At 28.3% G+C, this 13411-nt stretch carries 14 protein-coding genes; all 14 read left to right on the top strand.

Going from position 1 to position 13411, the window contains the following annotated elements; genetic code table 11:
• The first annotated feature begins 245 nt into the window (after positions 1-245).
• The 14 genes from J5A73_RS09765 to J5A73_RS09700 all read left to right on the top strand — a co-directional run bounded on the left by J5A73_RS09765 (position 246) and on the right by J5A73_RS09700 (position 13399).
• On the top strand, positions 246-698 hold the full coding sequence (locus J5A73_RS09765; protein WP_211615344.1) for a YfcE family phosphodiesterase: 453 nt from the start codon (positions 246-248) through the stop codon (positions 696-698).
• Between the two features lie 101 nt (positions 699-799).
• Positions 800-1243, top strand: a complete 444-nt coding sequence (locus J5A73_RS09760) for a PTS sugar transporter subunit IIA (RefSeq protein ID WP_211615342.1) — start codon at positions 800-802, stop codon at positions 1241-1243.
• Positions 1244-1525: 282 nt separating this feature from the next.
• Positions 1526-2017, top strand: a complete 492-nt coding sequence (locus tag J5A73_RS09755) for a mannose/fructose/sorbose PTS transporter subunit IIB (RefSeq protein WP_211615340.1) — start codon at positions 1526-1528, stop codon at positions 2015-2017.
• A 97-nt stretch (positions 2018-2114) separates the two neighbouring features.
• A complete protein-coding gene (locus J5A73_RS09750; protein WP_147002677.1) occupies positions 2115-2933 on the top strand; it encodes a PTS mannose/fructose/sorbose transporter subunit IIC in 819 nt (272 codons plus the stop codon).
• A 12-nt stretch (positions 2934-2945) separates the two neighbouring features.
• A complete protein-coding gene (gene manZ / locus J5A73_RS09745) occupies positions 2946-3785 on the top strand; it encodes a PTS mannose transporter subunit IID (RefSeq protein WP_211615338.1) in 840 nt (279 codons plus the stop codon).
• Position 3786: 1 nt separating this feature from the next.
• Complete coding sequence (locus tag J5A73_RS09740; protein ID WP_211615336.1) at positions 3787-4176, top strand: hypothetical protein; 390 nt, start codon at positions 3787-3789, stop codon at positions 4174-4176.
• Positions 4177-4327: 151 nt separating this feature from the next.
• A complete protein-coding gene (locus J5A73_RS09735; protein ID WP_211615334.1) occupies positions 4328-5347 on the top strand; it encodes a glycosyltransferase family 9 protein in 1020 nt (339 codons plus the stop codon).
• 60 nt (positions 5348-5407) lie between these two features.
• Positions 5408-6052 (top strand): capsular polysaccharide synthesis protein, encoded by a 645-nt coding sequence (locus tag J5A73_RS09730; protein WP_211615332.1) that lies wholly within the window; start codon positions 5408-5410, stop codon positions 6050-6052.
• A gap of 22 nt (positions 6053-6074) precedes the next feature.
• Positions 6075-7352 (top strand): O-antigen ligase, encoded by a 1278-nt coding sequence (locus J5A73_RS09725; RefSeq protein WP_211615330.1) that lies wholly within the window; start codon positions 6075-6077, stop codon positions 7350-7352.
• Positions 7353-7374: 22 nt separating this feature from the next.
• Positions 7375-8379 (top strand): capsular polysaccharide synthesis protein, encoded by a 1005-nt coding sequence (locus J5A73_RS09720; RefSeq protein ID WP_211615328.1) that lies wholly within the window; start codon positions 7375-7377, stop codon positions 8377-8379.
• Positions 8380-8396: 17 nt separating this feature from the next.
• The gene (locus J5A73_RS09715; RefSeq protein ID WP_211615326.1) at positions 8397-9536 is read left to right on the top strand and encodes a glycosyltransferase; all 1140 of its coding nucleotides are present in this window, start codon (positions 8397-8399) and stop codon (positions 9534-9536) included.
• 54 nt (positions 9537-9590) lie between these two features.
• Positions 9591-10682 (top strand): glycosyltransferase family 9 protein, encoded by a 1092-nt coding sequence (locus J5A73_RS09710; protein WP_211615324.1) that lies wholly within the window; start codon positions 9591-9593, stop codon positions 10680-10682.
• Positions 10683-10697: 15 nt separating this feature from the next.
• On the top strand, positions 10698-11816 hold the full coding sequence (locus tag J5A73_RS09705) for a glycosyltransferase family 9 protein (RefSeq protein WP_249069273.1): 1119 nt from the start codon (positions 10698-10700) through the stop codon (positions 11814-11816).
• Positions 11817-11851: 35 nt separating this feature from the next.
• Positions 11852-13399: a glycosyltransferase gene (locus tag J5A73_RS09700; RefSeq protein WP_211615321.1), complete on the top strand. Its 1548-nt coding sequence runs from the start codon at positions 11852-11854 to the stop codon at positions 13397-13399.
• The last annotated feature ends 12 nt before the right edge of the window (positions 13400-13411 follow it).

Genomic DNA, 13411 nt, shown 5'->3' with positions numbered 1-13411 from the left:
TGGATATAGTTTTTTTTAAAAATAATGAAAATTTTTGATAAAAAATTTGAAAAAAAAATAAAAATTTTTAAAAAATAACATAAAAACAGAAAAAAATAACAAAAAACTAATCAAATTAAAACTTTAATTAACTATAATTATGGCACACAAAACATTATATAAACAATTTTTCTTATCTAAATAGTATTCTTTTTATTTAATAAAAAATTAATATTTTAATTGAAAAAGAAAGGAGAAATAAAATTATGAAAGCATTAATTTGCTCTGACAGCCACCAAAGACTTGATTATTTTCAACAGGTGATGGAACTCGAAGAACCAGAGGTTGTCATATTTGCTGGAGATCACAGTACTGATGCACTTGATATGTCGCTTGTCTTTAGAGAAGTTCCATTTGCGATTGTGAAAGGAAATACTGATTACGACGATTTTGATACGAGAGAAACAAAAGTTTTTGATCTATTTGGGAAAAAAGTCTTGCTAACTCATGGACATCTTTTCAATGTAAAAACAACTCTTAAAGAACTAGAAAAAAAAGCTCGTTATGAAAATGTGGATATTTGCATATTTGGACATACTCACAAAGAATTTTTGGAAGAAAAAAATGGAATAACTTTTGTAAATCCAGGAGCATTACAAGATAAAAAATATGTGATGTACTACGGCGGAAAAAGATTTGAACAAAAAGTTTTAAAATAAAAATTTTTTTTACTAAAAATTTGCAATATGAAAAAAGTAAGGTATAATTTTATTAGTAAGTTCTTTTTTAAAATTTTATTTTGATGAAAGGAGAGTTTTTTATGATTAATTTAATCGTAGCAACTCATGGAAAAATGTCGGAGGAAACTGTTAATCTTACAAAAATGGTTTTAGGAGAAAGTGAACAGCTGGATTTTGTCACTTTTGTGCCTGGTGAAGGACCTGAAGATTTGATAAAAAAATATCAGGACATTATTGCAAAATATGACAGTGAGGGGACATTGTTTTTAGTGGATTTATTTGGTGGAAGTCCATACAATGCAGCATGCCGTGTAGTTGCTGAAACAGAAAATACTGATGTAATAACAGGGGTTAATGTGCCTATGTTGCTGGAAGTGATAGACGCTAGAGAAGAAACAAACGATGTTGCAGAATTAGTTCAAATTGCGAAAAATTCTGGAATTAACGGAATTAAGATTTTTAGTGAATTATTCGTTGATAATTCTGATGATGAAGATGAAGATTTGGATGAATTGGATTTATAAAAGTTTACTAAACATTTATAAATTAAAATATAAAATAAATGTGAAAATTTTTTAGCTGAAAATAAAGAGTGTCAATAATTTTTTTTGAACTTATAGATGAACTTAGTAAATTCAATACTTTGTTGTTCTATTTACACAAAAATTTTTACACATTCGAAAAAATACAAAATTTTAAAAATTAAGTAAAAAAATATAAAAAATAAAAAAAGAAGGGAGCGTTACTGCAAACTAAATTAAAATAAAAAAATAATTACAGAGTTTTCAGTAGCGGGAAATAGAATTATGGAATTAGTTTTAACAAGAATAGACTCAAGATTAATACACGGACAAGTTGCGACTTCATGGGTAAAAGCAACTAAACCTGAAGCAATTTTTGCGGTAAATGACGATGTGGCAGAAGATAAAATTAGAAAATCACTTTTATTACAAGTGGCACCTGAAGGAGTAAAATCATTTGTAATACCTGTTGAAAAAGCAATCGCAGTTTACAAAAACCCTAAATATGCTAAAACAAAAGTAATGCTGCTTGTTACTTGTCCAGCTGATGTAGTTAGATTAATCGAAGGTGGAGTTGACATTAAAGCAGTTAATGTTGGAGGAATGACTTTTAAAGAAGGAGACAAATTAATTTCAAAAGCAGTTGCAATTAATAAAGATGATTTGGAAGCATTCAACAAATTAAGATCTATGGGAGTAGAACTTGATATGAGACAATTAGTAACTTCTGCAAAAGAAGATATTAATTCTAAACTAGATTCTATTTCATTTGACTAATAAAAAATATCAGGGAATATAAAATTTCCTGATTTATTTAGTAAAATTGAAAATCATTGTAAAGTATAAAAACTCAAAATTGTAGGAGGGCTAAAAAATGAATGTTGTTCAGTTAATTTTACTGGTATTGGTAGCAGCAATAACAGGAATGGGAAGCGTACTTGATGAAAGACAGACTCACCGTCCATTAGTGGCGTGTACTTTAGTCGGTCTTGTACTAGGAGATTTAAAAACAGGAATTATCTTAGGTGGTTCGCTTGAAATGATAGCACTTGGATGGATGAATGTCGGAGCAGCAATGGCACCAGATGCAGCGCTAGCAAGTGTAATTTCAGCGATATTAGTAATAGTAGGTAAACAGTCAATTGGAGAAGGAATCGCAGTTGCAGTACCGATTGCAGCGGCAGGGCAAGTTCTTACAATTTTCGTTAGAACAATAACAGTATTCTTTCAACATAAAGCGGATGATTTTGCAGAACAAGCTAATTTTAAAGGGATTGAGATGTGTCACCTTGCGGGATTGGCTTTACAAGCGTTAAGAGTTGCGATACCAGCACTTCTAGTTGGTCTGATTGCGGGAACAAGTGCTGTAGAAGGAGCATTACATGCAATTCCTGAAGTAATTACTAGAGGATTGCAAATTGCAGGAGGATTTATCGTAGTTGTTGGGTATGCGATGGTTATAAATATGATGGAAGCAAAAGCTTTGATGCCATTTTTCTTCTTAGGATTCGTAATAGCAGCATTTACAGAATTTAACTTAGTTGGTTTAGGTATTTTGGGATTATGTCTTGCAATCTTGTACATTCAATTAAATCCTAAATATCACGCTTCTATTGCTTTGCCAAGTGGTGGAAATGATGGCGGTGGAGCTGGGATTACAGAAGAAGCTGACGATGAATTGGAAGGACTATAGGAGGTAAAAAAAATGGCAGAAAATAATGTAGAAAAAAAATTAACTGATAAAGATTTGAAAAGCATGTATTGGAGATCTACTACTTTATTAGGTTCTTTCAACTTTGAAAGAATGCAGTCAATGGGATTTTGCGTAACAATGATTCCTGCAATAAAAAGACTTTATTCTAAAAAAGAAGATCAAGCAGCTGCATTAAAAAGACATTTGGAATTCTTTAATACTCAACCTTGGATTGGTTCAACTATAATGGGTGTTACGGCTGCGATGGAACAGGAAAAAGCAAATGGAGTAGACATTGATGACGCAACTATAAGTGGTATTAAAGTAGGGCTTATGGGACCACTTGCTGGAGTTGGAGATCCAATTTTCTGGGGAACATTAAGACCAGTTTTAGCGGCGCTTGGAGCTTCATTAGCTATTGCTGGAGGAAATTTACTAGGTCCATTGATTTTCTTCATTGGAATAAATATTGCAAGAGTTTTGACTAGATGGTATGGATTAAAATATGGTTATGAAAAAGGTACTGAAATCGTTGGGGATATGGAAGGTGGAGTTATCCAAAAATTAACTCAAGGTGCTTCTATATTAGGGCTTTTCGTAATGGGAGCCTTGGTTTCTAAATGGACTTCAATAAATGTTCCATTGGTATTGTCTAAATATACTGATTCAACAGGAAAAGAAGTTGTAACTACTGTTCAAAGTATTTTAGATTCATTATTACCTGGATTATTAGCGTTATTATTAACATTTGGATGTATGCACTTATTGAAGAAAAAAGTGAATGCTATTTGGATTATCTTTGGATTCTTTGCAATAGGAATAATCGGATTCTGGTTAGGAATTTTGGCATAATATGTTTAAGAAAATGATTTCAAAAGTGGAAAAATTTGTGAAGGTTCCGCCAAAGGAAGGATATATTAAAAATAGTTCTATTTTAGTTACAGGACTTATGATTATTGGAATGATCTTATATCCATTTACAAAAGGTTATGGAACAATAATAGCTTTAGCAGCGGCTCTAATTGTTATGGTTGGGCAAAAGTTGCTTATAAAACAGGCTAAGAATGATTTTCGTGATATGTATTATGCTAAAGATATGTATTTGAAAACTAAAAATACTGAATATTTGGACTTCATTACAGCTCGTTCTAAACAAATGATTAACGATGTAAAAGTTTTATCAGATAGGGCGAAAAAAGAAATATCAGAACTTCAGAAGTTTGTTGAAAAATATAAGAAATAGTGGGAAGAAGGGATTATCTTTAAAATAATTCCTTCTTTTGTTTTTATTTTTTTATAAAATTTATTTTCTCAAAAACTTGAAAAAAATAAGAAAAAAGTATAATTTTGTGATATAATCTTAAGAAAGAAAAATTTTTAAAAAAGGAAATAATATGAAGATATTAATTATACACACGGCATTTATTGGGGATATTGTGCTGTCGACACCCTTGATACAGAGATTGAAAGAAATGTATCCAGATTCAGAAATTGATTATTTGACTTTGCCGACAAATAAAAGTGTGATAAGTAATAACCCAAATTTAAATGAAATTCTTCTTTATGACAAGAAGGGAAAAGATAAAGGAACAAAAGGATTTTTTAGAATTTTAAAAATTTTAAAGGCAAGAAAATATGATTATGCTGTTATTCCGCATAGATTTATCCGTTCGATTGCACTTGCAAAAATGGCTAAAATTCCCAAAATAGTTGGATTTGATGTGGCAACAGGTTCTTTTCTTTTGGATAAAAAAGTTCATTATGATATGAAAAAGCATGAAGTTGAAAGACTTTTGGATTTAGTTGAATATAGCGGAAAAAGGATTCCGATTAGAATTTATCCGAGTGAAGAAAATAAATTAAAAATTAAAGGGATTTTGAAAGGAAGAGGTTTTGACGAAAAATTTATGAAAATGATTGTTGTTGCACCTGGAAGTCAAAGACCAGAGAAAATGTGGGCGATTGAAAAATATGGGAAAATTATAGAAAAGTTGTCGGAAAATGAGAAAAATTTTATTGTGATAACTGGAAGTGAAGCGGAAAAAAAATTGCCATTGAACTTTAATAAAAAAAATGTAATAGATTTGAGGGGAGAAATAAATTTATTGGAATTTTCGGCACTATTGTCGTTTGCGGATGTCGTTGTTGGAAACGATAGTTCTCCAATTCACATTGCAAGTGGATTTTCTAAACCTTTTGTAATTGGGATTTTTGGACCAGGAAAAAGGTCACTTGGATTTTTTCCTTGGAAAGAAAAAAGTAATGTTATTGAGGATAATGAGTTTTATGAAAATAATATTGTGAAAATTCCTGAACATCAGCATGAATATAAAAAGGATTATTATAAAGGGATTCCTTTGATTAGTATAGATAGGGTTTATGGGGAAATTGTGAAAAGATTGGAAGAAAGTTAGAATTTAGATAAAATAGATAGTCTTATATAAAAAAATTGAGAAGGGATAGCTTTGATTTGAATGGAATATAAATTTAGAACTTCAAAATTGGATAAACTTAATAAAAAATTTAGAAAAAAACCTTATAAAAAAATGAGCTATGCATATTTTACGGATATAATAAGACTTGCGCTTCTTTATTATTATGGCGGTGTTTGGCTTGATGCGACTGTACTTTTGACGGATAATATACCGCAGAAATATTTTGAGATGGAATATTTTATGTTTCAGAGGGATGATAATTTAAAAGACAAGAAAAAATGGGAAGATTTTGACAGTGTCTATTTTTCGTGGGATAAAGACATGAGAGTTAGAGTTATGAATAGTGTAATATTTGCGAAAAAAAATAATAAAGTTATAAAAACATTGCTTGATTTATTATTGATTTTTTGGAAAGATAATGAAAAAGCTCCAAAATATTTCTTTTTTCAAATATTGTATTACGAATTGATGGAAAATTACTACAAAAAGTATCAGTGTGAAATTGTTTCGGATACATATTCGCATGAACTTATGAAAGTTTGGTATGAAAAATATGAAGAAAAAGAATTTGAAAAGATTAAAGAAAAAACAAGTATTCACAAATTGTCATTCAAATGGGGAACGGCAGAGGAAGAATATGAAAATACTTATTTTAGATATTTAAAAAAGTTGTATAATATATAATAATAATTAATAAGGAGAAAATATGGAAAAAATAAAAAATGTAGGATATGGGATTTGTTTATTATTTGCACTCTCACTATTTTTGTCTGAAAAATTTGAAAATAATGTACTTATTCCACTACTTTTGGTGTTATTTTTAATTTCGATAATTTTTAGTAAAAATAGAGAAAATAGTTTTGTTTTTAGAGAGAAAAAAATTTCTGTGGCAGTTTTTTTATTAGCATTTTCGCCATTTATAATAGCTTTTTTAGATGGAGGGCTACATTCAAGATGGGATAATTATAATTTTAAATATTTATCTTTTTTTCCGCTTATTTACTTTTTGGACGAAGATAAAAAAATGTTTAATTTTATAAAAGCCTTGTTAGTTGGCGGAACGATAACTTTAATCATTGCTATATTTAATTTTGTGAAAGATTTTGATGCTTGGGCACATCCTGTAGGATTTTATTATCCGAGAGTGACAGCTATTTTGACAGTTCAGGACTTTGCTAATATGATGTGCATAATTTTGTTGTTTTTATTTTCTTTTATACTTTTTTATAAAAATAAAGATGGGAAAAAAAATAAAATTATAAAAGTAATTTTGATTATTTTAGCGGTGCTATTTGCTTTTATCGTGGTTGTCAATCGCTCGAAAATGGTCTATATTTCGTTACTTCCAACTATTTTTTATCTTGTTTTCAAAAAAAACAAAAAATATGTTGCTGCACTTGCAGCTATTTGTGTGTGTGGCTTTTTTCTGCTTCCAACTTCTATTTCAAGCAGACTTGAGTATATTGTGCAATATAGAAAAGATCCGTCAAGCAATTTGAGAATGATTTTTTGGAAAACAGGAGTTGCTGCATTTAGTAAAAAGCCAATTTATGGGTGGAAGTCGCTGGAGCGAAAACAGTTTAATTTGGATTATTATAAAAAAACAGGAACTATGGACTATGTTAATCAATACTTTTTGAGTGGACCAAATATTAGACCACAGCATTATGTGGCATCACACAATTCATATTTACAATATTTACTTGATTTTGGAATTTTAGGATTTGTGTTTTTTGCGTTTTTATTTATTGAAATTATGATAATATTTTTTAAAACAAAATTTTTTAAAAGTAAGAAAAATTTTAACTCAAAATTTTTGGCATTTGAAATGGCTACGAAAGTTTCACTTGTTGCTTGGCTTATTCAAGGAATGACAGATGATAACTTAAATGATAAGCATATGATTTTAACATTGACTATTTTAATTGTATTTATGTGCTATCTTTATCAAAAATGTGAAATTTTGAAAAATAATGAAAAATGACAAAAAAATGAAAGGACAGATTATGAAAGAATATAAATTCACAGATTCTAAAATTTATAAACTGAATGAAAAACTTAAAAAAAAGCCATTTAAATATATTTACAAGGAGCTTTTACCAAATTTTTTGTTTGATAAAATACAAAGAGAAGTTTATTTTTCCAATCAAAAGGCGATTATTAATGACTGGAACAAAGTTTTAACTGATTATTTTGAAAATAAAATTGAGATAGCTAAAGTTATTCCTAAAAAAAAGTTTTTGAATGATGAAAAAATAATTTGGCAGTTTTGGGGACAAGGATGGGATTATGAGAAATTGCCAAATGTGGTGAAAATTTGTTATAAAGCGATGGATAAATATAAAGAAAATTACACTTTAATTAGGCTAGATATGAAAAATATTGGTGAATATTTGGAATTTCCTGATTATGTGATGAAAAAACTGGCTGAAAACAAAATGGGATACGCTCATTTTACGGATATTTTGAGATTTGCTCTCTTAAAATATTATGGCGGAGTTTGGATTGATGCGACAATTTTACTGACAGATTATTTACCGAGAGAATATTTTGAAATGGATTATTTTCTTTTTCAAAGAGATGATAATTTTGAAAATAAAAAAGAATTTGAACTTTATGATTCAATTTATTTTTCTTGGAATAAAAAATCAAAAATAAAAATGTTAAGCAGTATAATATTTTCTCATAAAGATAACAAAATAATGACGGCGATGCTCGATTTACTTTTAGTTTTTTGGCGAGATAATGACAGGATTCCAAATTATTTTTTTATGCAGATTTTATATACGGAATTAATTGAAAAATATTATGCAAAAGATAGATGTAAAATTGTTTCGGATACATTGCCGCACGAACTTTTTAAAGTGTGGTTTGACAATTATTCTGAAGAAAAATTAAAAAAAATAACTGATTCTGTGGGAATTCACAAACTCTCATTTAAAATTGAGAGCAGTAAAAAGAAAGTTGAAAATACTTTTTTTGAATATTTTAAAAATTTATATGAAATTTAAAAAGCGAGAGGGAAATTATGAAAATATTGGTTTTACATGGTCATTTGAGTATGGGGGGGGAAGAACGGGTTTTAATTAGCGTATTAAAAAATTTAAAAGAATTGGGACACAATATAGATTTAATTATAACTTGGAATCATAAAGAAAATAATTTGTTTGAAAATGAAATTCCTAAAGGTGTAAATTATGAATTTTTGTTTGATTTTTATAGTGGAAAAAATAAACTTTTAAAAGAACTTTATAGATTTTTGGCGAAAAATAAATATCCAAAATTGATAAAAGAAAAAATAAAAAAAGAAAAATATGATGTTGTAATAGATTATTCTTCAAATTTATTGAAATATGAAAATTTTTCTGTAAATGTACCTTTGATTTCGTGGGTTCATTTTTCGCTTACTTTTGGGGAAAAATTGACGAGTGAAAAAATTGAAAAATATAAAAGGCAATATAAAAAGTATTCAAAAATTATAGCGATTACAAAAGTTATGCAAAAAGAGTTTTTGGAAAAACTTGAAATAAATAGTGAAAAAGTTGCGATGATTTACAATCCTATTGACTTGGAATTTATAAAAAAAAGAGCGGAAGATGTAGACAAAAAATATGAAAAATATTTGAAGGAAGATTATTTTTTGCAAGTTTCACGACTTTCGGAGCAAAAGCAGCCTGAGCATTTAATTGATATTTATTATAAGTTGAAGAAAAAAGGGATAAAAGAAAAACTTTATTTTATTGGAAGCGGGATAAAAAATGAATTGCTTCGTCAAAAAATACAGGAATATAAATTGGAAAATGATATTTTTTTGCTGGGGCAGATGGAAAATCCATATCCATTCTTTAAAAATGCAAAATTATTTGTGCATACGGCGAAATATGAAGGTCTTCCTACGGTTTTAATTGAAAGTATGACATTTGGGACTCCAGTTGTCGCCTATGACTGTCCTACTGGACCGAAAGACATTTTGGGAGAAAATAGTGAATATGGAAAACTTGTTCCGTTAAATGACAAAGATAAATTTGTTTTGGATGTTTTAGAACTTGAAAATGAAGAAAAATATAGATATTATTGTGAAAAAGCGCTAAATCGTGCAAAAGATTTTTCTATTGAGAGTAACAGAAATAAATTAAAAGAACTGTTGGAAAATTTAGTTTTTGAGTAAAATTATTGAATTTAAAATAAGTTACTTTGGATAAAAAATAACGGGAGTAAAATAATGAATGTAATAAAAAAAATTAAAATAAAATTGACAATTTTGCTGCTTGGAAATAAAAAAAAGCATAAAAATATAAGTTTAAAAGATGTAAAAACAGTGCTTTTAAGTCCAAAAGATGCGCTGGGAGATACGCTTATTTCTTTTAGTCACGCAAGGCAGCTGAAAAAAATGTATCCGAGTGCAAAAATTGGGATTGTTTCGACTGAGAGAAATAAAAATTTTATAGAACTTGTTAATCGAAAAGAAAAAGTAGTTGATGAAATTGTCGATAGAAAAAAAATAATTAAGCAGCGGAAAAAATGGGACTTGCTTTTGGATTTTAAAGATCAGATTAATACAAAAAGACTTATTTGGACGAAGTTACTCGCTCCTAAAATAATAATAAGTTTTGGAAAAGATAAAGAAGGACATTATTTTAACAGAAAAAATATAAAAATTTATGATTTTGTAACTGTAATGCCGATAAATTCTCATATTGTTGATTATTTAATGTATTCTGAGTTAGCAAAATATTTTAAAATTGAAAAAGAAATTCCAAAATTGGAATTGAGTCAACAAGAAATTTTGAAAATGGAAAAAAATTGGAACCTTGCAGAAAAAAAAGTGAAAATTTTACTTGCACCACAAGGAAATGACAGATGTATAGAAGTTGAAGAAATGGCAAAACTTTTTAATGAAATAAATTTTGAAAATATAAAAATTATTATGTCTAAAACTGCTGGAAGTGAAAAGTATTTTGAAAAATTGACTTCGCTTTTAAAAAACGATATTGATATTTCGTTGTCAAAGTCTTTTTCAATTGAAGAATATATAAATTTTTTGGCATCATCGGATATAGTTGTAGGAGTTGATAGTGCAAGTGTTCATATCGCCTGTGCACTTAAAAAGCCTGTGCTTAGTTTTTATGCAAACAATGAAGTTAATCTTTATAGATGGTCGCCTGTTCCTGATAAAAATGTTGATAATCTGCAAGTAATTTCAAATATTTCTGGAACTCAAAATGATCTTTATGATTTTCCGATGGAAGATGCGATAAAATGGCTAAATTTTGAAATAAGTAAAATTTATGGACAAAGTCAAAGTGAAAGGTAAAAAATAAAAAAGAAAATGAAAGAAATAAAACAAGCAAAAAAATTAAAAAAAATAAAAAAGATAAATTGGAAGTTTTACAAACCCTATAGAGATGTGTTAGTTGATAAAAAAAATGATTTTTTGAGTAAAATGTTTGACAGAAAAAAAGAAAAAGTGAATCTTTTTCCTGATAAAATAAAAAAAATGCTTTTTATGAGAATTGACGGGAAAATAGGAGATTATATCATAAGTTCTTTTATATTTAGAGAAATTAAGAAAAAATATCCGCATATACAGCTGGATGTGATTTCTGATAATTCTTTGGAAAATTTGTTGAAATATAATAAAAATATTGACAATTATTATACTTTTAATAGAAAAAAGATTAAAGAGTGGAAAGAGATGATAAAAAAGTTAAAGCCAAATAATTATGATGTGATAATTGATTCTACAGAAGGGCTAAAATATAAGCAAGTTTATTTTTTGAATAAGATGAATGCCAAAGTGAATATTGGGTACAACAAAGATGATTTTTTTGTTTATAATGAAAATGTTAAGCAGAGTACAACCTTGAGAATGAAAGAAATTTATTGTGAAATGTTGAAATGTGTGAATATTGAAGTTACAGATACGACTTACGATGTGCCAATTTCAAGTGAATCTGAAAAAAAAGTTGATAAATTTTTTAGAGAAAAAAATATTCGCCAAAGTGATAAAAATGAAAGAGTGATTTCAGTAAACTTTTTTGGGGCTTCGAGCGGGAGAAAGACAAATTTGGAAAATTCACTTGTGATACTGAAAAAGTTGAGAAAAAAATATCCAGATGATAAAATAGTGATACTTGATTCGCCATCAGACAGAGAACAAATTTATGAAACTATAAGAGAAATAAATGATAAAAATGTTTTATTTTTTGAAGATTCACGGACAATTTTAGACAGTATTTCTTTAATTAATCGAAGTGATTTGGTTGTTTCTCTGGATACTTCGATACTTCACTTGGGAGAAGGGCTAAATCGAAAAGTAATGGCTTTTTATGGACCAAAACTTAATAAAAATAAATGGCGGATAAAAGAAGAAGGGAATATTTTGATTGATTTTCCTGAAAAAAACATTAATGATATTGATTTTGAAAAACTTTTGTATAATTTTTGAAAGAAAAATAATTTTAAAAAATGGGAGAAAGCTAAATGAAATTATCAGTTGGGATAATAACTTTTAATGAAGAAAATAGAATTGGAAAGACGATTGATGCGATTAAAGAGATTGCGGATGAAATAATTGTTGTCGATAGCGAGAGTAGAGATAGAACTGTAGAAATTGCCAAATTTAAAGGTGCAAAAGTTTTTGTGGAAAAGTGGAAAGGATATGGGCCTCAAAAAAATTCTGTTTTAGAAAAATGTCGTGGAGAATGGATTTTACTTCTTGATGCGGATGAGGTTGTGTCGGCTGAATTGAGAGAAAAAATAAAAAAAATTATAAATAGTAGTAATCCTTCAAGCGAAGTTTATAAAATAAAACTTAGAAATATCGCTTTTGGGCGTGAAATTAAGTTTGGTGGCTGGGATGACTATGTAATTAGACTTTGGAAAAATGGAAAAGTTAAAATTAGTAATAGAGAAGTTCATGAGAAATATCAAACGCAAGAAAAAATTGAAAAAATTAAAGAACTTATAATTCATTACACTTACGACAGCATTGAAGAATTTTTGGAAAAGTTGAATCGGTACACTTCACAAAGTGCGAAGGAATACATAAAAAATAAAAAAAATCCAAGTTTTATAAAAATTTATTCAAAAATGTTGTTTAGATTTGTGAAAATGTACATTTTGCAGCTGGGATTTTTGGATGGATATGAAGGGTATTTACTGGCAAAATATAGTTCGATTTATACGATGACGAAATATACTAAATTGCGGGAAGCTTATTATAACACTTTGGGAAAAGACACTTCTCTTGTGATTACAACTTATAATTGGCCAGATGCATTGAGATTATGTTTAGAAAGCGTTTTGGCTCAAACTGTCTTACCACATGAAATTATTGTGGCAGATGATGGTTCAAGAGAGGAAACGGCTAATTTAGTGCGAGATTTTCAAATTAGTAATCCTTTTGTGAAAATTATTCATTCTTGGCAGGAAGATAAGGGATTTAGAGCGGGAATGTCGAGAAATAAGGCGATTGCTAAGGCAACTGGAAATTATGTCATAATAATTGACGGAGATTTGATATTGGAGAGACATTTTGTACAAGATCATATTGAAAAAAAAGAAAATGGCTTTTTTATTCAAGGTTCTCGTGTTATAATATCAAAAGATAAATCGCAAAAAATTATAAATGGTGAAAAATTAAATTTACAAAAAAATTTTTTTGACAAAAATTTTAAAAATAAACTTAATATGATAAGAAATTCGATTTTATCTAAAATTTTGACAAAAAAAGATAAAAATTTAAAGGGAATTAGAAGTTGCAACATGTCTTTTTTTAAAAAGGATTTAGAGCTTGTAAATGGATTTGAGGAAAAAATTGAGGGTTGGGGTAGAGAAGATAGCGAACTTGCGCTAAGACTTTTTAATAATGGAATTAAAAAAAAGAAATTAAAGTTTAGTGCGCTGACTTATCACATTTTTCATAAGGAAAATGATAGAAGTCACTTAAAAGAAAATGACAAATTGTTAAGTGATGCGATAAAAAATAAAAAGATGGTAGCCGAAAAAGGGCTGAATCAATATGATTAAATTATTATAGAA

This window comes from Leptotrichia sp. oral taxon 218, from assembly GCF_018128225.1.
In the GTDB taxonomy this organism is placed as follows: Bacteria; Fusobacteriota; Fusobacteriia; order Fusobacteriales; family Leptotrichiaceae; genus Leptotrichia.
The sequence above is the reverse complement of the archived record's forward strand: the minus strand, read 5'-3'. Positions and strand labels throughout refer to the sequence as shown.

Excerpts from the sequence above, each read along its gene's own strand:
- J5A73_RS09725 (WP_211615330.1), top strand. The coding sequence starts at position 6,075 with ATGGAAAAAATAAAAAATGTAGGATATGGGATTTGTTTATTATTTGCA.
- J5A73_RS09730 (WP_211615332.1), top strand. The coding sequence starts at position 5,408 with ATGGAATATAAATTTAGAACTTCAAAATTGGATAAACTTAATAAAAAA.
- J5A73_RS09760 (WP_211615342.1), top strand. The coding sequence starts at position 800 with ATGATTAATTTAATCGTAGCAACTCATGGAAAAATGTCGGAGGAAACT.
- J5A73_RS09765 (WP_211615344.1), top strand. The coding sequence starts at position 246 with ATGAAAGCATTAATTTGCTCTGACAGCCACCAAAGACTTGATTATTTT.
- J5A73_RS09755 (WP_211615340.1), top strand. The coding sequence starts at position 1,526 with ATGGAATTAGTTTTAACAAGAATAGACTCAAGATTAATACACGGACAA.
- J5A73_RS09735 (WP_211615334.1), top strand. The coding sequence starts at position 4,328 with ATGAAGATATTAATTATACACACGGCATTTATTGGGGATATTGTGCTG.
- J5A73_RS09710 (WP_211615324.1), top strand. The coding sequence starts at position 9,591 with ATGAATGTAATAAAAAAAATTAAAATAAAATTGACAATTTTGCTGCTT.
- J5A73_RS09720 (WP_211615328.1), top strand. The coding sequence starts at position 7,375 with ATGAAAGAATATAAATTCACAGATTCTAAAATTTATAAACTGAATGAA.
- J5A73_RS09705 (WP_249069273.1), top strand. The coding sequence starts at position 10,698 with ATGAAAGAAATAAAACAAGCAAAAAAATTAAAAAAAATAAAAAAGATA.
- J5A73_RS09750 (WP_147002677.1), top strand. The coding sequence starts at position 2,115 with ATGAATGTTGTTCAGTTAATTTTACTGGTATTGGTAGCAGCAATAACA.
- manZ (WP_211615338.1), top strand. The coding sequence starts at position 2,946 with ATGGCAGAAAATAATGTAGAAAAAAAATTAACTGATAAAGATTTGAAA.
- J5A73_RS09700 (WP_211615321.1), top strand. The coding sequence starts at position 11,852 with ATGAAATTATCAGTTGGGATAATAACTTTTAATGAAGAAAATAGAATT.
- J5A73_RS09740 (WP_211615336.1), top strand. The coding sequence starts at position 3,787 with ATGTTTAAGAAAATGATTTCAAAAGTGGAAAAATTTGTGAAGGTTCCG.
- J5A73_RS09715 (WP_211615326.1), top strand. The coding sequence starts at position 8,397 with ATGAAAATATTGGTTTTACATGGTCATTTGAGTATGGGGGGGGAAGAA.